Source organism: Empedobacter sp. UBA1574 (assembly GCF_002322895.1).
Lineage (GTDB): Bacteria > Bacteroidota > Bacteroidia > Flavobacteriales > Weeksellaceae > Empedobacter > Empedobacter falsenii_B.
On record NZ_DCOI01000026.1, the window covers coordinates 1 to 24,198 of the forward strand.

Consider the following 24,198-nt stretch of genomic DNA (forward strand, 5'->3'; position numbering starts at 1 on the left):
AAGATTTTCAAATCTAAAGGAGCTTGTTGAGAAATCTCGTTCAAATTACATTTTTTTTCTTCAAATCTTTATCAATAAAAAATAATAGAACAAATCCGATGAAATAACATAGTAAATCAATCCAAGAAAAAAATGTTCCGATAATTATTCGAGCTGCTTTATTATGTCCTAAACCAATTATTTCTACAAAATTGAAATATTGTAAAATTTCTACAACAAAAGAAAAAGTCAATGTAAAAATTGCAATGTTAATTGCTTTTGTGTTGATAAATGCTTTGATAAAATAGTAAATAAAAATCACGACTAAAATATCACCAACAAATGGACGAATGATTTTTTATCGAATTTTAGCATATTACATTTTAATTTGATGCGAAGTTGAAATGAATTCAACTTGACTAATCGTTAAGTCATCCTGAACTTGTTTCAGGAACACATTATATTTTTTTAAATTCCTCCATTTATTTGGAATGATATTTACTTGATTGTCGTTGTTGTAATTGTCATTCTGAGCCTGTCGAAGAGTCTTCTATATATAGTAGTTTTCTATATTATTAATAGTTTATCCTTCGACAAATTCTGGATGAAAAGGATAATTTAAAAACTTAATATTAATTTTTTGAAATCATCTGTTTGCAACAAATCAATAATATTGTTGATGTCATCTCCAATCAAACGATCGTCTTCTAATTTAGGACATACCGAACGAACTTTTGCGAAAACTTCTTCTAAGAATGCACTTGTTTTACGTGGTCTTCTAAATTCTAAACCTTGACAAGCGTACATTAATTCGATTGCTAAAATACGTTCTACATTGTCTAAAACTTGGTTGAATTTTCGTCCAGAAATACTTCCCATCGAAACATGATCTTCTTGTCCCAAAGAAGTCGGAATACTATCTGCCGATGCAGGGAAACACAATGTTTTGTTTTCTGTACAAAGCGCAGCAGATGTATATTGAGGAATCATGAAACCAGAATTTAAACCAGAACTTTCTGTTAATAATTTTGGTAAACCATATTTTCCTTCGATTAATAAATATTGACGACGATCTGAAATGTTTCCTAATTCTGAAGCGGCAATTGTTGCGTAATCTAACACCATTGCTAATGGTTGTCCGTGGAAGTTTCCACCAGAAATAGCTTCTTCATCCGAAACAACGATTGGATTATCGGTAACAGAATTTAATTCGATTTCTGCTAATTCTTGTAAATGGAAAAAAGCATTTCGTGATGCGCCATGAACTTGAGGCATACAACGTAATGAATATGGATCTTGTACACGACCACAATCTGCGTGAGAGAAAGCAATTTCAGAGCCTTTCAATAAATTTCGCATGCGTTCTGCAACCAATAATGTTCCTTTGAATGGACGAACTTGGTGCAATTCTTCTTCGAATGGACGAGGAGAACCTTCGTAAGCTTCTAATGATAAAGCGCCTGCAACGTCAGCTAAATTCAATAAATATTCAAATTTTTCTAAACCATTTAAAGCATGAGATAAAATGAATTGTGTTCCGTTGATTAATCCTAAACCTTCTTTCGCAGAAAGATGTAAAGGTTGTAAGTTGTGTTTAGCTAATGCTTCTTTTGTCGAAATAATTGTATCGCCATCCCAAACTTTTCCTTCACCAATTAATGGTAAAAATAAATGTGATAAAGGCGCTAAATCTCCAGATGCTCCAACAGATCCTTTTTCTGGAACAACAGGAATAATATCTTTTTCGACCATTAATAAAATTCGTTCCACAACTTCTAAAGTCACACCAGAATATCCTTTTGATAAAGCATGTGCTTTTGCAATTAACATGGTTTTAGAAATTTCTTTCTTGATTGGATTTCCAACACCAACCGCATGACTGATTAATAAATTGTGTTGAAGTTGACGTGTTTCTTCTTCCGAAATTTTAGTATCGCAAAGTGGACCAAAACCAGTATTTATTCCATACACTGTTTGCCCAGAAGCGACTATTTTAGCAACATTTTGTTGAGATTTTAAGATTTGTTGTTTACTTGCTTCATTAAGTTCAATTTCGATGTTTCCTTCTTTGATTCCTTTGTAGTCCTCGAACGAAAGAAAATCGATGCCGTAAGTTTTCTTGATCATTTTTTCGAATTTGTGATACTTCAAAGATAATCTTTTCATCGGTTCAATAAATAATAGAAATCATTTCAGTTGGAATAATTGAGTTTTGATAAGGTTTTATAACACTATCTTTTATAAATTTGCTAAAATTTTTATGTAATGTGTGATAAACATCTTCATGACGAAATGGGGGACGACCATATGTCAGCAAACTTAGAAACGCCTTTGAGAGCTGATGCATTTGAGTTGTCTGCTGAAGAAAAAGTGGAAAAGATAGAAGCGGATTTCCGTAACATCATGGAAACTTTAGGCTTAGATTTAACAGATGATAGTTTGAAAGGAACGCCAAAACGTGTTGCGAAAATGTTCGTAAAAGAGATTTTTGGTGGTTTATTGCCAGAGCGTAAGCCTGGAATGTCAACTTTCGAAAATAAATATAACTACAATCAAATGTTGGTTGAAAAGGATATCGTGGTTTATTCGACTTGCGAGCATCACTTTTTACCAATCGTTGGACGTGCACATGTTGGTTACATCTCGAAAGGGAAAGTAATCGGTTTGTCTAAAATGAATCGTATTGTAGAATATTATGCAAAACGTCCGCAGGTACAAGAGCGTTTGACAATGCAAATTGTGAAAGCAATGCAAGAAGCTTTGGGAACTGATGATGTTGCATGTATTATTGATGCGAAACATTTGTGTGTAAATTCGCGCGGAATTAAAGATATCGAATCAAGTACTGTAACAGCTGAATTTGGTGGAGCTTTTAAAGAAAGTGAGCAATTAAGAAAAGAGTTTATTTCGTACATCGGAATGAAAACTCCTTTCAATGTTTAAATTATAAATCCTATAAAATGGTAAAAGAAAATCAATTAAAATTACATAATTCCTTAACGGGACAGAAAGAAACGTTCGAACCAATTAATCAAGATAATGTTGGAATGTATGTTTGTGGACCTACCGTTTACAGTAATGTGCATCTTGGAAATGTACGTACGTTTATGTCGTTTGATATGATTTATCGTTACCTAAAATTTTTGGGTTACAAAGTTCGTTACGTTCGTAATATTACTGATGCTGGACATTTAACGGATGATGGAAATGTAGAAAATGATCGTTTTGTAAAACAATCTAAATTAGAGAAATTAGAACCAATGGAAATCGTACAGAAGTATACAGTTGATTTTCATAAAGTTTTAGAAAAATTTAATTTACTACCTCCAACAATCGAGCCTACAGCGACAGGTCATATTTTAGAACAAATTGCTTTAGCAGAAAAATTAATTGATTTAGGATTTGCTTATGAAGTAAACGGATCAGTTTATTTTGATGTGGAAGCTTACAACAAAAAAGGACTTGATTATGGTGAATTGAGTAACCGTAACATCGAAGAATTAATCAATAATACAAGAGATTTAGACGGGCAAGGAGAGAAAAAGAATCCAGTGGATTTTGCACTTTGGAAAAACGCTTCGCCTGCTCACATTATGCGTTGGGCTTCTCCTTGGGGAGATGGTTTCCCTGGTTGGCACTTAGAATGTACAGTGATGAGCACAAAATATCTTGGAGATTATTTTGATATTCACGGAGGAGGAATGGATCTTAAATTCCCTCACCACGAATGTGAAATTGCGCAAGCAAAAGGTTCTAATGGTCACGAACCAGTAAAATATTGGATGCATGCGAATATGTTGACGATGAATGGTCAGCGTATGAGTAAATCGACTGGAAATTACATTTTACCTATGCAATTAGTGAATGGTGAAAATGATTTCTTCGAAAAACCATTTCATCCAGCTGTTGTACGTTTTTGTTTCTTACAAGCGCATTATCGCAGTGTTTTAGATATTTCGAATGATGCAATGTTAGCTTCCGAAAAGGGATATAATCGTTTGGTTGAAGCATTAAAAACATTAGAAACAATTACGCCAAAGAAAACATCTACCGTTAATATTGATGAATTAGAAACGAAATTATATACCGCAATGGATGATGATTTCAATACGCCGATATTGATCGCACATTTATTTGATGCAGTGAAAATGATTAATTCAATCAAAGATAGTTTCGAGAATATTATAGCAGAAGATTTAGAACGTTTAAAAGCAATTATGAATGGTTTTGTTCATGATGTTTTAGGTTTGGATACAGAAGCTGCAAACGAAAGTTCAGATAAATTAGATGGTGTTGTAAAAATGCTAATCGAAATGCGTAATCAGGCACGTGTAGATAAAAATTGGGCATTATCAGATCAAATTCGTGATGAATTAAGTGCATTAGGTATCCAACTAAAAGACGGCGCTGACGGAACAACTTTCACTTTTTAAGAAAGATTTATAAAATATTTAACCCACTTAGAAATAAGTGGGTTTTTTTGTATCTCTCAATTTTAGATTACTTTTGTAAGGATTTATTCAACAGGATGAAAAAAACAATCATTGGTTTATTTTTATTAGGAGCTGTTGTAGCGCAAGCTCAGGAGGATTCAATAAAAGTTTTAAAACCATTAAAAGGATCATCAACAAATGATTCGGTTACATATTATAAAACCAAAATAGACGATTATAAGTTTTGGACAAATGGCAGAAAACCAGAGGTTTTGGATACGACATTAAGTATCAAAAACTATTATAATCAAAATTTTATTCGCAATGATGCGTTCGGAAAATTATTTTTTCCGAATGTTGGTGGTGTAGTGGTGGATTTGGAGTATCAAAATACGCCATTCAATCCGTCGATGTTACCAACTGGTAAAAAATACAATTATTATTATGCAAATGATATCAAATATTATGATGTCAAAACGCCATATACCGAGTTTATTTACGAGAATGGTGTTAAAGAAGGTAACTTTTTGTCTTCAACATTTTCGCATAATTTCAACAAGCAATTCAATTATACGTTTCATTATCGTGGATTAATTTCTGAAGGTCGTTATCGTCATGAAAAAGCGCAGAATAATACCTTTGTTTTTTCATCAAATTATAAAACAAAATCGGAACGTTTCAAATTGTGGTGGAACTATGCAGCACAAAATCTGAAAAATAATGAGAACGGTGGAATAGAAGATATCAACGATTTTATTTTGCAAGATGATCGCAGAATGACAAATGTTCGTAATATTCCCGTGAATTCGCAGACAGCAAAATCTGAATTTGATGCACGTCGAATTGAATTGAATGCTTCGTACGGAATCTTAAAAAAAATGAATGAAAAAGATTCGACTTTTTATAATCCAATTGAATTGAAGAATAAATTTTCGTATGAAAAACAAAAATATCGCTACGAGGATACGTCACCAAACGGAACTTTATATTCTACACCGATTATTACAGGAATGGATTATAGAAGTAAAAAGAGTTTTACAGATTTATCCAATACGACAACTGCTGGTTTTCAGTGGACAGATCGTGTGAAGATAGAGGCTGGTGTTAAATTCCAGAATTTGCGCGTTTTTGCTGATCAAGCCATGACGATTGTTGCAGTTCCAAAGCAAATAGAGGAAAATCTTTTTGGAGTTGTTGGAAAAGTGGATTTTGATTGGAATGAAAAATTGAAACTTTACGGAAATGTTGAATATCTGCAATCTGATAATTACAAAAGTGTTTACAATGTAGATGCGGTTTTAGATGTGACGCCGATAGAAGGTTATACATTGAGTGCTGGAGCGGTTATTCAGTCAAAACTTCCTTCGTTGAATGCAGTTTACAATCAAAGTTTCTTTAATAATTTTAATTACGTTAATAAATTTGAAACAGAAAATGTTCAAAATATTTTTGCAAAGTTAAAGTTAGATAAAGTTAATACAACCTTAGAAGCCTCAATTTATAATATTGACAATAAAGTATATTTAAACGAATTGTTGGTTTATAAACAATTGACGGATAATATTAATTATTTCAAGATAAAAGGTGAAAATCATTTACGTTTCGGAAAGATTAATTTGGTTTCGACAGCGCAATATCAAAAAGTAACGAAAAACGAAGAATATATGCCTTTGCCAGATTTCTTAATTCGTGAAACATTGTATTGGCAAGGAGAATTATTCAACAAGAATGCTCAATTACAAGCTGGTATTAATGCAACATATTTTACGAAATACAATGGTTTGCGTTACATCCCAATTTTGAACGAATTTGCATTGCAAGATCCAGCAAGTATACAAGAGATTGGTGGTTATCCTATTTTGGATGTTTTTATCAATTTCAAGGTTCGTAATATGCGTTTTTACATTCGTGGTGAGCATATCAATGCGTCGTTGACAAAAGAACCTGATTATTTTGCAGCGCCAAATGTTCCGTACCGAGATTTCAAATTTCAACTTGGCTTGAAATGGAATATTTTTAGTTAAAAAAAGACAAATTATATAGAAAAACGACTTCTTGATGAGGTCGTTTTTTCTGTCCAAAATTATTTGTGTAGAATGATTCTAAATAGTTAATTTTAGGAAAATTTTATACATGAAAAAATTCCTACTTTTATTTTGTTTGATTTTCTCGCAAATCGGTTTTTCGCAAGAGAAATTAACAATTGGTGAAATCCAAAAAATAAATTCTAAAATCTTAAATACTGAACGAGAAATTTGGGTGAATCTTCCCGAGTCGTATACCAATAATAAACTTCAAAAAGTAAATTATCCAGTGATTTATGTGTTAGATGCCGAATCTAATTTTACATTTTTAACAGGCGTAGTTTCTAAATTTCAATCTGGTTTTTATCCGGAAATGCCCGAATCGATTATTGTTGGAATTACAAATAAAAATGGTGATCGAACAAAAGATTTTACACATGTGAATGATGTTAATTTCCTCAATTTTATTCAAACTGAATTGTTTCCTTTTATGCAGAAAAATTATCGTGTGAATGATTTTCGTTTGTTAATTGGACATTCTTTGGGTGGCTATTTTGCGTTGAAAACCTTGTACAATCACCCCAAAACTTTCAATGGATATGTTGCGCACGATCCAAGTATTTGGTTTAATGACAAAGAATTATTGAATCTTTATCAAAACTTAGAAAATCATTCTTTCGAGAATCGATTTTTGATGATTACGCAAGTCGGAGAAGGTCAAAATACAAATCATTTACGCGATCATTATCAAAGCATAAAAAAGGTGGACGAACGTTTGAAATTTTCGAAGAATAAATCGTTGAATTATCATTACAAACAATATGTTGACGAAGAACATGGTTCGGTTCCGATGATTGGCTCGATTGATTATTTACGTTGGCAGTTTGATGGTTATCGTGTGAATATTAAAGAGATTCCGAATCAACCAAATTTGGTAAAAGATTCGTTTGAATCGATTTCTAGAAAGTTGAATTATTCTTTTCAACCAACAGAAACGTATATCAACAATGTTGCAAATTATCTGGTAAAACAAAAGAAAACGGATTTAGCAAAACAGTTTTTTGAACAAAATCTGAAAAATTTTCCTGAAAGTTTACAAACAAAAGAAGAATTGAAAAAATTCCTGGACTCGAATAAAAATTAGTAATTTGGTAAAAACATTTTGATGAAAAAATTACTCTATTTAACAACTTTACTAACGACAACTGCATTTGCGCAAGAATTACAATTAGATCAAGCCAAAAAAATATTTGAATTACCAACGCATTGTATCAAGACTGAGTATCCGAATAAACTAGGAAATGTTTTGGGAAGTGATCAGGATTTGAAAACGCCAAAGCAATTGCGTCCAATTTTTTATGGATGTTTTGATTGGCATTCGTCTGTGCATGGATTTTGGTCGATTGTGAAATTGATGAAAGATTTTCCTGAATTGGATCAGAATAATCAGGTTAGAAATGAGTTAAATCAATTGATTACAGCAGAAAATGTTGCGGTTGAAATGGCCTTTTTCAATGATAAAAATAACAAGAATTTCGAACGTACATACGGTTGGGCTTGGTTGTTACAATTGCAAATGGAATTAAATAATTGGCAAGATAAAGATGCGCAAGTTTGGGCAAAAAATCTGAAACCTTTGAGTGATTTGATTATTATTCGATACAAAGAATATTTGCCGAAATTAGTTTATCCAATTCGTACAGGTACGCATGATAACACAGCTTTTGGTTTGAGCTTAGCGATCGATTATGCACGTTCTGTGAATGATAAAACATTCGAAAAAGTGATTACTGATAATGCAAATCGTCTTTATTTAAAAGATAAAAGTTGCAATATTGCTTTCGAACCAAGTGGATCAGATTTTCTTTCGGCTTGTTTGGAAGAGGCTTTGTTGATGTCTAAAATTCATCCGCATGATGAATATAAAAAATGGTTGAAATCATTTTTACCACAATTGTTTGATAAAAAACATGAGCTAAAACCTGGAATTGTTTCGGATCGTACGGATGGGCAATTGGTTCATTTGGATGGTTTGAATTTTAGTCGTGCAACGGCTTTGTATCAAATTTCTGCAAAATTACCAGAGTTAAATTATTTGAATGATTGGGCAAATCATCACTTCAATTATTCGTTCAATAATATTTCAAATGATGATTATATGGGAAGTCATTGGTTGGGAACTTTTGCACTTTATGCGCTGAAAACCAAACGTGAAACTAAAAATTAGCTAATAATAGGGATTTTATAACGATAGAATTGAATCTAAATTTGTTTCAAACAAAACTATACGAAACATTAAATTTTAATTCTATGAAAAAATATTTTTATATCGTCATTGCAGTTTTAGGTCTTGCAGCATTCGGATTTAGTCAATATTCGAAAAGTCAATTAGAAGATCAATTGGCTAAAACAGGGAAATGCGTAGAAGGTGTTGTTGTGGAAACTAGCGGAACATTTAAACGTCCGAAAGCAACTATACAATATCCTGTGAATGATGAAGTTTATGAAGTTACTTTACGATCTAGAGCAGACGTGGACGAAGTTGTATTGATGAAATATGATACGCTGAATCCAGAAGAAGTGTTGCTTGTAGATAATTGTAATTAATTATAGTCTCAAGTTTAAATGAAAAATCCACCAAGTAATTGGTGGATTTTTTTATAGAGATGAATTATTTCTAACGATTAAATTTCTTCTAATGTTGGAATAAATTCTTCTTCAATTTCTTTGAAAGTAGCTTCCAAATCAACTAAATTATCTTGTGTAACTAACTTTGTGCGATAAGGTTTAAAATTTGGAATTCCTTTGAAATAATTGGTATAATGCATACGTGTTTCCAAAATTCCTGTACGTTCACCTTTCCAATCAATCGCCCAATTTAAGTGATTTTTAGCCGCTTCCATTCGTTCTACAATTGTTGGTTCTGGTAACAATTCTCCTGTTTCTCGATAATGTTTAATTTGCTCGAAAATCCAAGGATAACCAATCGCCGCACGACCAATCATCACACCATCAACACCGTATTTTTCTTTGTATTCGATCGCTTTTTGTGGCGAATCAATATCTCCATTTCCAAAAATTGGAATCTCAATATTCGGATTCGATTTTACCTTTGCAATCGGTTCCCAATTTGCTTGTCCTTTATACATCTGCGTACGCGTACGTCCGTGAATTGACAAGGCTTTGATACCTGTTTCTTGCAAACGTTCTGCAACTTCATAAATGTTAATCGAATCAGAATCCCAACCCAAACGCGTTTTAACAGTAACTGGTAAATGTGTACTTTCAACAACAGATTTTGTTAAACGTACCATCAAATCTATATCTTTTAATACACCAGCTCCAGCGCCTTTACAAACCACTTTTTTTACAGGACATCCAAAGTTAATATCAACAATATCAGGCTGAACAGTCTCGACAATTTTAGCTGACATCGCCATGGCTTCTTCATCTCCACCAAAAATCTGAATACCAATAGGACGTTCGTAATCAAAAATATCTAATTTTTGACGACTTTTTATTGCATCACGAATCAATCCTTCAGATGAAATAAACTCTGTATACATCAAGTCTGCACCATGCATTTTGCATAGGCGACGAAATGGCGGATCACTCACATCTTCCATTGGTGCAAGCAATAAAGGGAAGTCTGGTAATTCTATGTTTCCTATCTTTACCACGAAATAATTTTTTGCAAAATTACATAAAACTTATGAAAGAAGAACGAAAGTCCGAAGGTGTAAATCAATATTTAAAATTTTCTGCGATGGGAATACAGATGGCGGTAACGATTGCGTTATTTGCTTGGTTAGGAACATTTTTGGATAAAAAAATGGAAACAGAGAAGCCATTATGGACGGCTGGCTTATCTTTGCTGGGAGTTTTTGCAGGATTATATTTGATGTTGAAGCAATTACCAAAAAAATAATTTTAATGATTAAGAAATTTATTCTTTTAGCACTTTTTTTTATTGCAATGGTTGCAATTTTTTGTGGTATTCATTACGCAATTGTTGCTCATTATAATTTTAGCGAAAATCCGCTAATTGTTCCAAAAATGTATTTAATAATTGGATTAATTACATTAATGATTTTGCAAGTTGGTTGTTTTGTGAAGATAAAATTTCCAGAATATGTTGGTTTTGCCTTTATGGGAGGGATGATTGCGAAGATGGCAATTGTATTAGCATTGATTGTTGTGAATGAACAAATTAAATTAAATGTTGTGCAATTAATTATAAGTTATTTTGTAATTTTGCTAGCCGAAGTTTTAGTGTTTATTCGCTTAATTAATTTAAAGTTAAAAAAAGTTTAATGATTTTTAGCATTTGACTTTGGTAAGTGGTTAATTTACTATAATTTTGCACGCAATTTAGAAACAAAGGAATTATACATGAAATTTTCAGCGTTATTAGCGTTTTTATTACTTTTCAATTTCGGATTTGCCTCTACAGCAGTTCCGCACGAAAGTCTTCCAAAAACGTTTGAGGAGTTAATTAAAAGTGAGCAAGTAAAAAGTCAAGAGGAAGCTACTAAAGTGAAATCTGGCGAATCTACATTTAACCCAGTTCCAGGTATCATGCACCACATTGCAGATGCGCACGATTGGCATTTATGGGGAGAAGGAGAAAAAAGTGTAGGAGTTGCATTACCTGTTATTTTATGGGATAATGGTTTACAAGTTTTTATGTCTTCTAAATTTCACCACAATGAAGCGATTGTTGAAAGTAACGGAAATTACTACATCAATTACCACGAAAAAATCTACAAAACAGATGCGCAGGGTACAATCAAACCTCACGTAGACGAAAAAGGAGCTATTCATTTAGAGAATGAAAAACCATTAGATTTTTCTATTACGAAAAACGTAACATCAATGTTAATCTCTTTCGTGATTTTAATCTTAGTTTTCTCTGCAGTTGCATCTAACTACAAAAAAGGAAATATGGTACCAAAAGGTATCGCAGGATTCATCGAGCCAATTATTATTTTTGTTCGTGATGAAGTAGCGATTCCAAATATTGGTGAGAAAAAATACGCGAAATTTATGCCTTATTTATTAACGTTATTTTTCTTCATTTGGATCAACAATTTATTAGGATTGTTACCAGGTGCAGCTAACGTTACAGGTAATATCGCAGTTACATTTGTATTAGCATTAATTGCATTAATCGTAATTAATTTCTCAGGAAACAAAGGTTACTGGGGACATATGTTATGGATGCCAGGAGTGCCGGTTCCAGTAAAATTAATCTTAGCTCCAATTGAGTTAATCGGGATTATTACAAAACCTTTCGCCTTAATGATTCGTTTATTTGCGAACATTACTGCAGGTCACATCATCATTATGTCGTTAATTTCGTTAATCTTTATTTTCCAAACAGAAGCTATGGCAGGTGGATCTATCCCATTAGCGTTATTTATCTACTGTTTAGAGTTGTTAGTAGCGGCATTACAAGCGTTCGTATTCACAATGTTAGTTTCGTTATTTATCGGAACAGCAGTAGCAGAACACGATCACCATTAAGAATAGAATATAAAAAACAATAAAATAATTTTTTAATAATTAAATACAATTATCATGACAGGAAGTATTGCAGCAATCGGAGCTGGTTTAGCAGTTTTAGGAGTTGGTTTAGGTATCGGTAAAATCGGTGGATCAGCTATGGAAGGAATCGCTAGACAACCAGAAGCGGCTTCAAAAATTCAAACAGCTATGATTATCGCAGCAGCCTTAATCGAGGGTGCAGGTTTATTCGGTATCGTAGTTGCGTTATTAGGTAACGGATAATATTTGAATTAAAAATTAGCTTCAATAACGGTTGGTTGTTGAAGCTAATTCATTAAAAAATTAATTAGTAAAAAATAAAATTTAATACATACACACAATGGATTTAATTACACCTTCAGTTGGTCTTATTTTTTGGACTGCGGTCGTATTTATCATCTTATTAGTATTGTTAAGATCATTAGCTTGGAAACCAATTCTATCTGCAGTTAAAGAAAGAGAACAATCTATCGAGGATGCATTAAACGCAGCTAAAAAAGCGAAAGAAGAGATGGCTTTATTAAACGCTCAAAACGAGAAAATCATGAAAGAAGCTCGTGCTGAACGTGATGCTATCTTGAAAGAAGCGCGTGAAATGAAAGAAAATATCATCAACGAGGCGAAAAATTCTGCAACTGTAGAAGCAAACAAATTAATTGAAAATGCTAAGTCAGCTATCCAAAATGAAAAAGCATCAGCTATGGCTGATATCAAAAATCAAGTTGGACAGTTGTCAATTGAAATTGCTGAAAAAATCTTAACTAAAGAATTGTCAGATAAATCTGCACAAGAAGCTTTAGTGAATGATGTTATTGATCAAGTTAAATTCAATTAATCATGGCAGGATTCAGAGCAGCACATAGATATGCTAAAGGTTTGATGGAGTTTGCGAATGGAGCAAGCCAAACAGACGTAGTGTATGCTGAAATGAATGATGTTCGCAAAGTCATTAAAGAGAATGATGATTTAAGAGTTTTCTTAAATTCTCCAGTGATTGATGCAAAGAAAAAAGAAGCTGTATTGAGTGAGATTTTCAAATCTTTATCAAAAACTTCTCAAACATTCATTTCGTTAGTCGTAAGACATGGTAGAGAAAATATTTTGTCTAAAATTGCAGATCAGTTTATTTCATTATACGATTTAGCAAATAATATTGTAACAGCAGAAATTACTTCGGCAGTACAATTAGATCAAAATACAATTGATAATATTGTAGCAAAAGCAAAACAAACTTTAGCTACAAATAGTCAAGTAAAAGTAGAGAACAAAATTGATGCATCTTTAATTGGAGGTTTCGTTTTAAAAATAGGAAACAATCAAGTTGATTCGTCAATCAAAACTAAGTTAGCTACATTAAAAAAAGATTTTTCGAAAAACGAATACATTCCTAAATTTTAAATATTTCAGAAATGCCAGAAATAAATCCAGCTGAAGTTTCAGCTATATTAAAACAACAACTTACAAGCTTTGATTCATCAGTTGAATTAGCAGAAGTAGGAACCGTTCTAACTGTTGGGGATGGTATTGCTCGTGTTTACGGGTTAGACAATGCTCAATACGGAGAATTAGTAGAATTCTCAAACGGGTTAGAAGGAATGGTACAAAACCTTGAAGAAGACAACGTAGGTATTGTACTTTTCGGACCTTCAAAAGGTATTAAAGAAGGTGACACTGTAAAACGTACAAACAAAATTGCATCTATTAACGTAGGTGAAGGAATGTTAGGACGTGTTGTAGATATGTTAGGAAATCCTATCGATGGTAAAGGACCAATCGAAGGACAATTATATGAAATGCCTATCGAGCGTAAAGCTCCTGGGGTTATCTATCGTCAACCAGTAAACGAACCATTACAAACTGGTATCGTTTCTATTGACTCGATGATTCCAATTGGACGTGGACAACGTGAGTTAATCATTGGTGACCGTCAAACAGGTAAAACTTCTGTTGCTTTAGATGCAATCTTAAATCAAAAAGAGTTTTACGATAGAGGTGAAACAGTTTTCTGTATCTATGTTGCAGTAGGACAAAAAGGTTCTACAGTAGCAGGTATCATGAAAACATTACAAGACCACGGTGCAGATAAATATACAGTAGTAGTTGCTGCTAATGCATCTGATCCAGCTCCAATGCAAGTATATGCTCCAATGGCAGGTGCTGCAATCGGAGAGTATTTCCGTGACTCTGGTCGTCCAGCGTTAATTGTTTATGATGATTTATCTAAACAAGCCGTTGCATACCGTGAGGTGTCTTTATTATTACGTCGCCCACCAGGACGTGAAGCATATCCTGGAGACGTTTTCTACTTACACTCTCGTTTATTAGAGCGTGCTGCAAAAGTAATCAAAGATGATGCAATTGCATCTCAAATGAATGATTTACCAGAATCTATGAAAGGTATCGTAAAAGGTGGTGGTTCTTTAACTGCTTTACCAATTATCGAAACTCAAGCTGGTGACGTTTCTGCATATATCCCAACAAACGTAATTTCGATTACAGATGGACAAATCTTCTTAGAGTCTGATTTATTCAACTCAGGTGTTCGTCCAGCGATCAACGTAGGTATCTCTGTATCTCGTGTTGGTGGTTCTGCACAAACAAAACCAATGAAAAAAGTATCTGGTACATTAAAATTAGACCAAGCACAATACCGTGAGTTAGAAGCTTTCGCGAAATTTGGTTCTGATTTAGATGCAGCTACAATGAACGTAATTGGTAAAGGTGAACGTAACGTTGAGTTATTAAAACAAGGTGTTAACGCTCCAATTCCAGTAGAAGAACAAGTAGCAGTTATTTATGCGGGTACTAACGGTATGTTGAAAAACGTTCCAGTTAACCAAGTGAAAGAGTGGCAAGCTGACTTTGTTGAGTTAATGCGCAACAAATATGCAGACACTTTAACATCTATCCGTTTAGGTAAATGGACTGATGAAATTATGGATGTATTGAAGAAAGTTATCACAGAAACTACTTCTAAATACTAATAAAATATAAATGAAACTTAGAGGTTTCCGAATCTCTAAGTTCCTTTTAATCCTTCATCTCAAATAGAATTATGCCAAATTTAAAAGATATACGTAACCGTATTACTTCTGTAGGTTCTACAATGCAGATTACAAGTGCTATGAAATTAGTTTCTGCTGCAAAACTAAAACGTGCTACAGATTCTATCGTACAGTTACGTCCTTATGCAGATAAATTACGTGAACTTTTACAAAATGTAAGTTCTACTTTAGAAGCTGAAGTAGGAGGTGCATTAACAGAAGAGCGCGAAGTTAATAAAGTACTTTTAGTCGTTATTAACTCAAATAGAGGTTTATGTGGAGGATACAACTCAAGCATCATCAAAAAAGTAAATGCGTTATTAGCTGGCGAATTAGCAAGTAAACACGTAGAGATTTTAGCAATTGGTAAAAAAGCTAATGATACTTTTAGTAAAACACAAACTATCTATAAAAATGCATCAAGCATTTGGGATAATTTAAATTTTGCAGATGTAGCTGAAATTGCAGACGATTTAGTAGAGAAATTTACTGCGGGTGACTTTGATCAAATCAGAATTATCTACAATCAATTTCAAAATGCAGCTGTTCAAATTGTACAAGACGAACAATTTTTACCAGTCGTTTTAGAGAAAACTGAAGAAGAAGCAAACAATTCAGCAGAGTTAGATTATATCTTCAACCCTTCGAAAGAAGAAATTTTAAGAGACTTAATCCCTCAAACGTTGAAAACGCAATTATTCAAAGCCGTATTAGATGCTAACGCTTCTGAGCACGGAGCACGTATGACTGCAATGCATAAAGCAACAGACAACGCAAGCGAGTTACAAAAAGGATTGAAAATTCAATACAATAAAGCTCGTCAAGCTGCTATTACAAACGAGATCTTAGAGATCGTTGGTGGTGCAGAAGCATTGAATGCGTAAGAACAAAGACTTATATTATTTTAAATAGAAAAGCAACTTCATCTCGAAGTTGCTTTTTTTATAATGTTTACTTTAGATTATAAAGAAGTAATAAAACTTTTAATAGATTCTAACAATTGTATTTATCATTCAGAATAAAAATCTATAAAACACTTTTGAATAATTAGTCTTTAACATATTATTGAAGAAATACTTCTACTTAGTTATTACTTTATTCAGGATGATAATTTTTGTAATCATATATCTAATTAGAATTCTTATTAGTTCAATCTTATTATAAGTTAGAATGAAATAAATTATTTCCTCAAGACATTTCAATAAAAATATCAAGTGATTTTACCTAAAACCTAAGGAGGTTTTAATTAAAACGTCTCGACGTTTTATATCAAACAAAAAGTCCTAAGCAATGCTCAGGACTTTTCTATTGTTATAATCGAAACTTAGTTTCTACTTATTTCATTTGAAATAATGGGCGAGAAGACATAAACTCATTTACACGATCTGCAACTCCATCAATGATTTCTTCGTTATCAATATTCATTAATACTTCGTCAATCAAGTCAGCAACAGTTTGCATATCTGCTTCAACCAACCCACGAGTTGTTACAGCTGCCGTACCCAAACGAATCCCCGATGTAACGAAAGGAGATTTATCATCGAAAGGAACCATGTTTTTGTTACAAGTGATTTCTGCCAAAACTAAAGCGTTTTCTGCTTGTTTCCCAGAAATACCTTTGTTACGTAAGTCGATCAACATACAGTGATTATCTGTACCTCCAGAAACAATGTCATAACCTTTTGCAACCAATGCCGCAGCCAAAGCCTTCGCATTCTTCACAACTTGTACAATATAGTCCATATAACCGTCAGATAAAGCCTCTTCAAAAGCAACAGCTTTAGACGCGATTACATGCTCCAAAGGCCCACCTTGTGTACCAGGGAACACTGCTCCGTTCAAGATTTGAGACATCATTTTCACTTCACCTTTAGGAGTTTTTGCTCCCCAAGGGTTCTCAAAATCTTTCCCCATCATAATGACTCCACCACGAGGACCACGTAAAGTTTTGTGAGTTGTCGTCGTTACGATATGACAATGAGGCATAGGATCGTTTAAGATTCCGCGGGCAATTAACCCAGCAGGATGCGAGATATCAGCCAATAACAAAGCCCCAACTTCATCAGCTACCTCACGAAATTTAGCATAATCTATGTCTCTTGAGTATGCCGAAGCACCACAAATTATCATTTGAGGCTTCTCTTTACGAGCAGTTTCTGCCATAGCTTCGTAGTCAATTCTCCCTGTCTCTTTGTCCACTCCATAGAAAGAAGTTTGGTAAGTTAACCCAGAAAAGTTAACAGGAGAACCGTGAGTTAAGTGCCCACCGTGCGATAAATCGAATCCTAAGATCTTGTCTCCTGGTTTCAAACATGCTAAGTAAACAGCTGCATTTGCCTGAGATCCTGAGTGAGGTTGCACATTCGCATACTCTGCATTAAACAACGCTTTCAAACGATCAATTGCAATAGTTTCTACTTCGTCTACAACTTCGCAACCACCGTAGTAGCGCTTTCCAGGATAACCTTCTGCATATTTATTTGTCAAAACAGAACCCATCGCGCGCATTACGTTGTCCGAAACAAAGTTTTCTGATGCGATTAATTCAATTCCATTCAGTTGTCTTTCTTTTTCTTCTTCAATCAAATCGAAGATTACATCTTGTGCCATGTTTTGTTTGTATTAATTGTGTTTCAAATATAAGCTTTTATCATTAGAATTTCTAACTGATATATTCGCAATAACCTAAGAATTATCAAAACAATTTTTCTAATGATTTGGGCGTTCCCTTCGGGCGGGCTATTCGTTGCAATCTTTGCGTTGCAACTCCGCTATCGCTTCGTTTCACGCAAAGGATTTCTACTACTATCACTAACGCATCTAGAGTTATAAGTAATAAGTACTAAGTTTTTCAGTTTTTGTCATGCTGAATTTATATAAACTTTTGTATTTCTTAACCATAATCATAATATCCTGCTGAACTTTTTTCAGCATTACATCCAAATAAGAACTAAAGATTTATTATTTTAATCAAGGAAAAAATGAAGATAATTTTCTTAGTTATTGAAAATTTCTAATTTCTAAATTTACGAACTATCAAATTCTCTCATTAAATTTACAGCATGAAAAACCCTACTTTTTGCATTGGTTTAATGTCTGGAACTTCGTTAGATGGTTTGGATATTTGCTATGTCCGATTTGATGATAACCAACATTTCGAAATTTTACTTGCCGAAACTATAGATTATTCATCTGATTGGCGAAAAAAACTAACAGAAGCTTTTCAATATTCGGCAATAGATTTATGTCAATTAGATGTAGAGTTTGGTTATTTTCTTGGGGAGAAAGTAAAAGAATTTATTCATAAAAATAAGATTGGAAAAGTAGATTTTGTTGCATCTCACGGGCAAACTATTTTTCATCAACCGCAGAAATCATTCACTTTGCAAATAGGAAACGGTGCAGCAATAGCGTCGCATTGTCAACAAAAAGTGGTGTGTGATTTCAGAACACAAGACGTTATTTTAGGAGGACAAGGAGCCCCTTTGGTTCCGATTGGAGACGAATTATTATTTTCTAACTATGATGCATGTTTAAACCTTGGAGGTTTTTCGAATATTTCGATGAATAGAAATGGAAAACGAATTGCGTTTGATATTTGTCCGATTAATATTGTTTTGAATCATTATGCCAAACAACTCGGGTTTGAATATGATAAAAATGGAGAATTAGCAGAACAAGGATATATTAATACTACATTAGTTGGAGAATTGAACCTTCTGAATTTTTATCATCAACCTTTCCCAAAATCATTAGGTTTTGAATGGGTAACGAATGAGTTTTTAACAATTGTTGATAAGTACGATATTCCTACCGAAGATAAACTGAGAAGTTGTGTGGAGCATTTCGTAATTCAAATTAAAAATACCTTTGCTTTATACGATATCAACAATGTGTTGATAACTGGAGGAGGAGTTCGAAATTCATTTTTTATCAATCGTTTACGAGAATTATCAACTGTTGAAATCATCATTCCAACTGATAATTTAATTGATTTTAAAGAAGCTTTAATTTTTGCATTCCTTGGATATCGACGTGTTCATAACGAAATAAATTGTTTGGCATCTGTAACAGGAGCGAGCAAAGACCATTCGTCTGGAATTATATATAATCTATAAAATCTATATAATTAATAGAGTTTAAAAATATTTTATTTACATTTGTTCGATAACCAAGAATAAATGCGATATGAAATATTCGAAAAATAAAGATGTTATTTTACTTCATGGCTTATTTGGAAGCCTTAGTAATTGGGGGAATGTTATCAAGAATCTTGAAATAAATTATAATGTTTATACGCCAACATTTCCTTTATTTTCTACACATTTCAAAAGAAATTCACTTCAAAATTTAGTTCAATTTCTAGAAAATTATATTCAATCTAATAAAATTGAAAATCCAATATTAATCGGAAATTCTTTGGGCGGGCATGTTGCGTTGTTATATGCGTTGGCGCATCCAAATTTGGTTGATAAATTGATTTTAGCAGGAAGTTCTGGTTTATATGAAAACAATTTACAAGCTTCTTTTGTACGTGTGCGAGATTATGAGTATATCAAAAATAAGGTAGAAGAAGTTTTTGAAACAAAAAATGTTGTTACAAAAGAATTGGTAGATGATGTTTTTTCGACCGCTAATACGCCTACAAAAGCTTTGTCTATAATTTCGATTTCGCGAGATGCAAAGCGACAAAATTTGAAACATCTTTTACATAAAATAGATCAGCCAGTTTTGTTAGTTTGGGGAAAACAAGATATTGTGACACCGCCAGATGTTGCTGAAGAGTTTTTTGCACATTTACCTAATGCAAAATTAGCTTATATCGATCATTGTGGTCATGTGCCGATGATGGAGCAGCCGATACTTTTTAATCAACATATTAATCAATTTTTAAGTGCTTAAAAATGAATCATCCCGAGTATTTAGCTTTTGCTTTACCAGCTTTTTTTCTTTTTTTATGGCTTGAATATGTAGTTGTTAAAAAGAAGAAATTAAAGAATATCTATAAATATGAAAGTTCAGTTTCTAATATTTCAATAGGAATTGCAGAACGATTATTGAATCTTTTTATTACGGCAAGTTTTTACAATTTGTATGTTTGGATTTACGAAAGTTATCGTCTATTAGATATTTCAAATGCTTGGTGGATTTGGGTTGTGATGCTTCTAGCGACAGATTTTGTCTGGTATTGGTATCATCGTTTGGGACATGAAGTCAATATTTTTTGGGGAGCCCATATTGTGCATCATCAATCCGAAGAATTTAATTTCACGGTTGCGGCACGTATAACGACTTTACAAGCAATTGTTCGCAATGTATTCTGGTGTATTTTGCCTTTTATTGGTTTTCATCCAAATTTAGTAATGACGATTTTGGTGGTTCATGGCGTGTATTCTTTTTTTACACATACGCAGATTTTGGAGAAACAAAAATGGCTCGAATATATTTTTATAACGCCTTCTCTTCATGGTGTTCATCATGCTTCTGACGAAAAATATTTGGACAAAAATTATGGAGATGTATTTGTTTTTTGGGACAAATTATTTGGTACTTTTCAGAAAGAAGAAGAAAAACCCAAATATGGATTAACTCATCCTATCAATAGTTACAGTTTTTTGTGGCAACATTTTCATTATTATTTAGAGTTGTACGAGGCTGCTCGAAGAAAATCATCTATTAAAGAAAAATTGACAATATATTTTGGTAGTCCAGCGGTTATGGATCAGGAAATAAGACCAATTATTGAAAAGAAATGGATGTCTAAGAATAAAGTGAATAGTTATCATTTCAAATACAAAGGTTATATTAATTTACAATTGATTTTATCGTTTTTTGCGATGAGTATTCTAACATATTACTTTGATCAATTTGATAATTTAACCAAAGGTTTCTTCGTTGTATTTGTCTTGATTACATTAATAAATATTGGTGCACAATTAGAACAAAAAAGATGGGTACCGTATTTAGAACATATTAGATTTTTAGTGTTTTGTAGTTTTTTTATCATTCAATCTCATAATTATTTCTTGCTGATTTTACCTTTCATATTTGTTTTTATCATCGAAAAGATGTTTAATTTTAGCAATTGGTATCAAAAAAGTATTTTAAAGATTATATAAATGATAATTTAGGTCTTATTGTTTCGTTTAGATTAGGCGGTTAAAAACGAGTTCATTATTTTTACCAAATTAAAAAAAATAAAATGATTGTTTCTAAACTTTTTAACCAATTTTTTCATAGCCAAACTTCGGGCGGTATTGTCCTTATTTTTTGTACAGCTTTATCTTTAATTTTAGCCAATTCTCCAATTGCAGAATCCTATGATTCTATTTGGATGACAGATATGTTTGGGCATTCTTTTGCGCATTGGATCAATGATGGTTTAATGGCGATTTTCTTTTTCTTAATTGGTTTAGAACTCAAACGCGAGATTTTTATAGGAGAATTGTCTAATACAAAAAAAGCAATTTTACCTGTTTTTGCAGCTTTGGGAGGAATGTTAGTTCCGGCATTTATATTCTTTTTAACAAACAAAGGAACGGATACCATACATGGTTTTGGAATTCCTATGGCGACTGATATTGCGTTTGCTGTGGCAATTATTACAATGCTTGGGAAACGTGTGCCAATGTCGCTTAAGGTATTTTTAACGGCTTTAGCTGTAATTGATGATTTAGGAGCAATTGTCGTGATTGCATTGTTTTATCCAAATCCAGAATTACCTTTAGATTTTACACAATTCGGAATTGCAATTGCCATTTTATTAGGTCTTTTCGCTTTAAATAAATTAAAAGTAAAATCAATGATTCCTTATATTATTGGAGGGATTGCTGTATGGTGGTTTATGTTACACTCGGGTATTCATGCTACAATTGCAGGGGTTTTGGTTGCATTTACAATTCCTTTCGATAAAATTGACTCGAAATCTTTATCAGCTAAAATGGAACACGCTTTACATTTACCAGTCGCATTTATTATTTTGCCTTTGTTTGCCTTAGCAAATACAGCAATTACGATTGATGGTGGAGGATTAGCGCATTTTAGTATTCCATTAGCTTCGGGAATTTTCTTAGGACTAGTTGTAGGAAAACCAGTCGGAATTACATTATTCACTTGGATTGCAGTAAAATTTGGTCTATGTGAATTACCTACGGCGGTCAATTTCAAACGAGTTTTTGGTGTCGGAATTTTAGGAGGAATTGGATTTACAATGTCCATTTTTGTTTCGATGTTAGCTTTCAAAGATCCAAGCTATATAAATGAAGCAAAGTTAATGATTTTAGTTGCTTCGTTAACAGCTGCTATCGTTGGATTTATTGTTTTAAAAATATTATTAACAACAAAACAAGATTATTCAGATTAAGAATAGCCAATACATAAATAATGGAATCGAATTTTTCTTCGGAGAAATTCGATTTTTTTTTGAAGATGATTCCGTAACTTCGTGTAAAATTTTTGAATAAATGAGAACGTATCAAGAAACAATCGATTGGTTGTTTACAAATTTACCAATGTTTCAACGTGTTGGAGCATCAGCAATGAAAGCAGATTTAACAAATATTACAGCTTTATGCGAATATATGGGAAATCCTCAAACTAAATTTAAAACTGTTCATATTGCAGGAACAAATGGTAAAGGAAGTACGTCTCATATGTTGGCTTCTATTTTTCAGGAAGCGGGGTACAAAACAGGTTTAACAACTTCTCCACATCTCAAAGATTTTCGCGAACGAATTCGTGTAAATGGAGCAATGGCTGATGAAGAATTTGTGATTGATTTTGTAAATAAGCACGAACAAAAAATTATAGATCAAAAAGCGTCTTTTTTCGAAATTGCAATTGCGATGGCTTTTGAATATTTTGCACAACAAAAAGTAGATATCGCGATTATAGAAACAGGTTTGGGCGGACGATTAGATTCCACGAATATTATTTTACCAGAACTTTCTGTTATTACGAATATAGGTTTGGATCATACACAATTTTTGGGTGATACGTTGGATAAAATTGCTTTTGAAAAAGCTGGTATCATAAAACCAAACACAGCGATTGTAATTGGTGAAACAACAGCAGAGACAAAATCAGTTTTTGAACAAGTAGCGAAAGATAGAAATGCAGAAATCATTTTTGCAGAAGAAAAACATTTTCAAGATTTGCCTTCAGATTTGAAAGGATCTTATCAAATTAAAAATAAACGTACTGTTTTAACCGCTATTGAGCAATTGCAAAAACAAAATTGGGCGATCTCCCCTGAAAATATTGCGAATGGCTTATTGAATGTTGTAAAGAATACAAATTTGCGTGGACGTTGGGATATTTTAGGACAACATCCATTAATTGTTGCTGATACTGCGCATAATCCACATGGTTTAGCAGAAGTTTCAAAACAAATAAATGAGCAAGCTTATAATCAATTGCATTTGGTTTTAGGATTTGTGAATGATAAAGATGTTTTATCTATTTTAAATTTTTTTCCAAAAAAAGCAACCTATTATTTCTGTCAACCAGATGTTCCTCGAAAATATGATATTGACGACTTGTATAAAATAATTCCAGAAGATATTACCGATAAACACTTTTTTGATACAGTAGAAAAGGCATTAATTGCTGCAAAATTAAATGCAACAGAAAATGACATGATTTACGTTGGGGGTAGCACTTTTGTTGTAGCTGGGGTTATTTAATTCTAGAGTATAAATAAAAGATTGATTAGCATAACAACGATAACAATAATTACTATCAACTAAAAAAGGAGAACATGAAGTTCTCCTTTTTTAGTTCTGTCACTCCTATTTTATAAAAGAGCTTCTTTATAGAAACTTAATTATGATGTCATACTAAACTTGTTTCAACATTGCATCTATTATATATTAACTATATTGAATAATCCATTCTCGCTTTGCGACAATCTCCCGAGTAGTTAACTATAAAGTATCCGTTTTTCTTTTCTTTTTGGTAAGAAAAGCAAAACGTCTAATCATTTTCTGCGTTAAAAACGGGTTTTTCTCGTCAAAAACCTCGTATCTCACTTCTCATATCTAAAAAAAACAAAAAATATTTTCCATTGTACCAGCGACTTAAGGAAAGAATGTAAAATAAAAGTAAAATTGGTTTGGAAAAACGAATAATGCAGGCGTATATTTGCAACCGCAATACGAAAGACGAGTAGTA

General features: G+C 32.8%; 23 protein-coding genes. 19 read left to right on the top strand and 4 right to left on the bottom strand.

Going from position 1 to position 24,198, the window contains the following annotated elements; translation table 11 throughout:
• Positions 1 to 40 precede the first annotated feature (40 nt).
• Together B3578_RS07505 and hutH are read right to left on the bottom strand one after the other, a co-directional pair.
• The gene (locus B3578_RS07505; RefSeq protein ID WP_221854323.1) at positions 41 to 334 is read right to left on the bottom strand and encodes a DUF2809 domain-containing protein; all 294 of its coding nucleotides are present in this window, start codon (positions 332 to 334) and stop codon (positions 41 to 43) included.
• A gap of 263 nt (positions 335 to 597) precedes the next feature.
• Positions 598 to 2,106 (bottom strand): histidine ammonia-lyase, encoded by a 1,509-nt coding sequence (gene hutH / locus B3578_RS07510; RefSeq protein ID WP_291047637.1) that lies wholly within the window; start codon positions 2,104 to 2,106, stop codon positions 598 to 600.
• 138 nt (positions 2,107 to 2,244) lie between these two features.
• Here hutH and folE point away from each other — a divergent pair, with 138 nt between their 5' ends.
• The 6 genes from folE (at position 2,245) to B3578_RS07540 (ending at position 9,043) form a co-directional block, all read left to right on the top strand.
• Positions 2,245 to 2,922 carry a GTP cyclohydrolase I FolE gene (folE, locus tag B3578_RS07515; RefSeq protein ID WP_219033828.1) on the top strand — a complete coding sequence of 226 codons (678 nt, stop codon included), beginning with the start codon at positions 2,245 to 2,247 and terminating at the stop codon, positions 2,920 to 2,922.
• Between the two features lie 17 nt (positions 2,923 to 2,939).
• The gene (cysS, locus tag B3578_RS07520) at positions 2,940 to 4,412 is read left to right on the top strand and encodes a cysteine--tRNA ligase (RefSeq protein ID WP_291047639.1); all 1,473 of its coding nucleotides are present in this window, start codon (positions 2,940 to 2,942) and stop codon (positions 4,410 to 4,412) included.
• Between the two features lie 95 nt (positions 4,413 to 4,507).
• Positions 4,508 to 6,436: a putative porin gene (locus B3578_RS07525; protein ID WP_291047641.1), complete on the top strand. Its 1,929-nt coding sequence runs from the start codon at positions 4,508 to 4,510 to the stop codon at positions 6,434 to 6,436.
• 109 nt (positions 6,437 to 6,545) lie between these two features.
• On the top strand, positions 6,546 to 7,580 hold the full coding sequence (locus B3578_RS07530; protein ID WP_291047643.1) for an alpha/beta hydrolase: 1,035 nt from the start codon (positions 6,546 to 6,548) through the stop codon (positions 7,578 to 7,580).
• A 21-nt stretch (positions 7,581 to 7,601) separates the two neighbouring features.
• Positions 7,602 to 8,663 carry a DUF2891 domain-containing protein gene (locus B3578_RS07535; protein ID WP_291047645.1) on the top strand — a complete coding sequence of 354 codons (1,062 nt, stop codon included), beginning with the start codon at positions 7,602 to 7,604 and terminating at the stop codon, positions 8,661 to 8,663.
• Between the two features lie 83 nt (positions 8,664 to 8,746).
• Positions 8,747 to 9,043, top strand: a complete 297-nt coding sequence (locus B3578_RS07540; RefSeq protein WP_221854236.1) for a hypothetical protein — start codon at positions 8,747 to 8,749, stop codon at positions 9,041 to 9,043.
• Positions 9,044 to 9,120: 77 nt separating this feature from the next.
• Here B3578_RS07540 and dusB read toward each other — a convergent pair whose 3' ends face one another.
• Complete coding sequence (gene dusB, locus B3578_RS07545) at positions 9,121 to 10,116, bottom strand: tRNA dihydrouridine synthase DusB (RefSeq protein ID WP_286496232.1); 996 nt, start codon at positions 10,114 to 10,116, stop codon at positions 9,121 to 9,123.
• Between the two features lie 32 nt (positions 10,117 to 10,148).
• Between dusB and B3578_RS07550 the strand changes: the two genes are divergently transcribed.
• The 8 genes from B3578_RS07550 (at position 10,149) to atpG (ending at position 15,911) form a co-directional block, all read left to right on the top strand.
• Positions 10,149 to 10,364: an AtpZ/AtpI family protein gene (locus B3578_RS07550; RefSeq protein WP_286496233.1), complete on the top strand. Its 216-nt coding sequence runs from the start codon at positions 10,149 to 10,151 to the stop codon at positions 10,362 to 10,364.
• Positions 10,365 to 10,369: 5 nt separating this feature from the next.
• Positions 10,370 to 10,750 carry a hypothetical protein gene (locus tag B3578_RS07555; RefSeq protein ID WP_286496234.1) on the top strand — a complete coding sequence of 127 codons (381 nt, stop codon included), beginning with the start codon at positions 10,370 to 10,372 and terminating at the stop codon, positions 10,748 to 10,750.
• A 78-nt stretch (positions 10,751 to 10,828) separates the two neighbouring features.
• Positions 10,829 to 11,962 (top strand): F0F1 ATP synthase subunit A, encoded by a 1,134-nt coding sequence (gene atpB / locus B3578_RS07560; protein WP_286496235.1) that lies wholly within the window; start codon positions 10,829 to 10,831, stop codon positions 11,960 to 11,962.
• A 54-nt stretch (positions 11,963 to 12,016) separates the two neighbouring features.
• Positions 12,017 to 12,226, top strand: a complete 210-nt coding sequence (gene atpE / locus B3578_RS07565) for an ATP synthase F0 subunit C (RefSeq protein ID WP_013598300.1) — start codon at positions 12,017 to 12,019, stop codon at positions 12,224 to 12,226.
• 97 nt (positions 12,227 to 12,323) lie between these two features.
• Positions 12,324 to 12,818, top strand: coding sequence for a F0F1 ATP synthase subunit B (locus B3578_RS07570; RefSeq protein ID WP_038335122.1), 495 nt, complete (start codon positions 12,324 to 12,326; stop codon positions 12,816 to 12,818).
• A 2-nt stretch (positions 12,819 to 12,820) separates the two neighbouring features.
• On the top strand, positions 12,821 to 13,381 hold the full coding sequence (gene atpH / locus B3578_RS07575; RefSeq protein WP_114997871.1) for an ATP synthase F1 subunit delta: 561 nt from the start codon (positions 12,821 to 12,823) through the stop codon (positions 13,379 to 13,381).
• An 11-nt stretch (positions 13,382 to 13,392) separates the two neighbouring features.
• Positions 13,393 to 14,967, top strand: coding sequence for a F0F1 ATP synthase subunit alpha (gene atpA, locus B3578_RS07580; protein ID WP_038335134.1), 1,575 nt, complete (start codon positions 13,393 to 13,395; stop codon positions 14,965 to 14,967).
• 71 nt (positions 14,968 to 15,038) lie between these two features.
• Positions 15,039 to 15,911, top strand: a complete 873-nt coding sequence (atpG, locus tag B3578_RS07585) for an ATP synthase F1 subunit gamma (protein WP_221854234.1) — start codon at positions 15,039 to 15,041, stop codon at positions 15,909 to 15,911.
• A gap of 451 nt (positions 15,912 to 16,362) precedes the next feature.
• Here the strand turns inward: atpG and glyA are convergent, their stop codons facing one another.
• Positions 16,363 to 17,637: a serine hydroxymethyltransferase gene (gene glyA, locus B3578_RS07590; protein ID WP_135834919.1), complete on the bottom strand. Its 1,275-nt coding sequence runs from the start codon at positions 17,635 to 17,637 to the stop codon at positions 16,363 to 16,365.
• A gap of 452 nt (positions 17,638 to 18,089) precedes the next feature.
• On the opposite strand from glyA, the gene B3578_RS07595 reads away from it, so the two are divergent.
• The 5 genes from B3578_RS07595 to B3578_RS07615 all read left to right on the top strand — a co-directional run bounded on the left by B3578_RS07595 (position 18,090) and on the right by B3578_RS07615 (position 23,711).
• Positions 18,090 to 19,145, top strand: coding sequence for an anhydro-N-acetylmuramic acid kinase (locus B3578_RS07595; RefSeq protein ID WP_291047658.1), 1,056 nt, complete (start codon positions 18,090 to 18,092; stop codon positions 19,143 to 19,145).
• A 70-nt stretch (positions 19,146 to 19,215) separates the two neighbouring features.
• Positions 19,216 to 19,929: an alpha/beta fold hydrolase gene (locus B3578_RS07600; RefSeq protein ID WP_286496239.1), complete on the top strand. Its 714-nt coding sequence runs from the start codon at positions 19,216 to 19,218 to the stop codon at positions 19,927 to 19,929.
• Between the two features lie 2 nt (positions 19,930 to 19,931).
• Positions 19,932 to 21,146, top strand: coding sequence for a sterol desaturase family protein (locus B3578_RS07605; protein WP_221854232.1), 1,215 nt, complete (start codon positions 19,932 to 19,934; stop codon positions 21,144 to 21,146).
• An 83-nt stretch (positions 21,147 to 21,229) separates the two neighbouring features.
• Positions 21,230 to 22,390, top strand: coding sequence for a Na+/H+ antiporter NhaA (gene nhaA / locus B3578_RS07610; protein WP_221854231.1), 1,161 nt, complete (start codon positions 21,230 to 21,232; stop codon positions 22,388 to 22,390).
• 100 nt (positions 22,391 to 22,490) lie between these two features.
• Positions 22,491 to 23,711, top strand: a complete 1,221-nt coding sequence (locus B3578_RS07615) for a bifunctional folylpolyglutamate synthase/dihydrofolate synthase (RefSeq protein WP_291047661.1) — start codon at positions 22,491 to 22,493, stop codon at positions 23,709 to 23,711.
• The last annotated feature ends 487 nt before the right edge of the window (positions 23,712 to 24,198 follow it).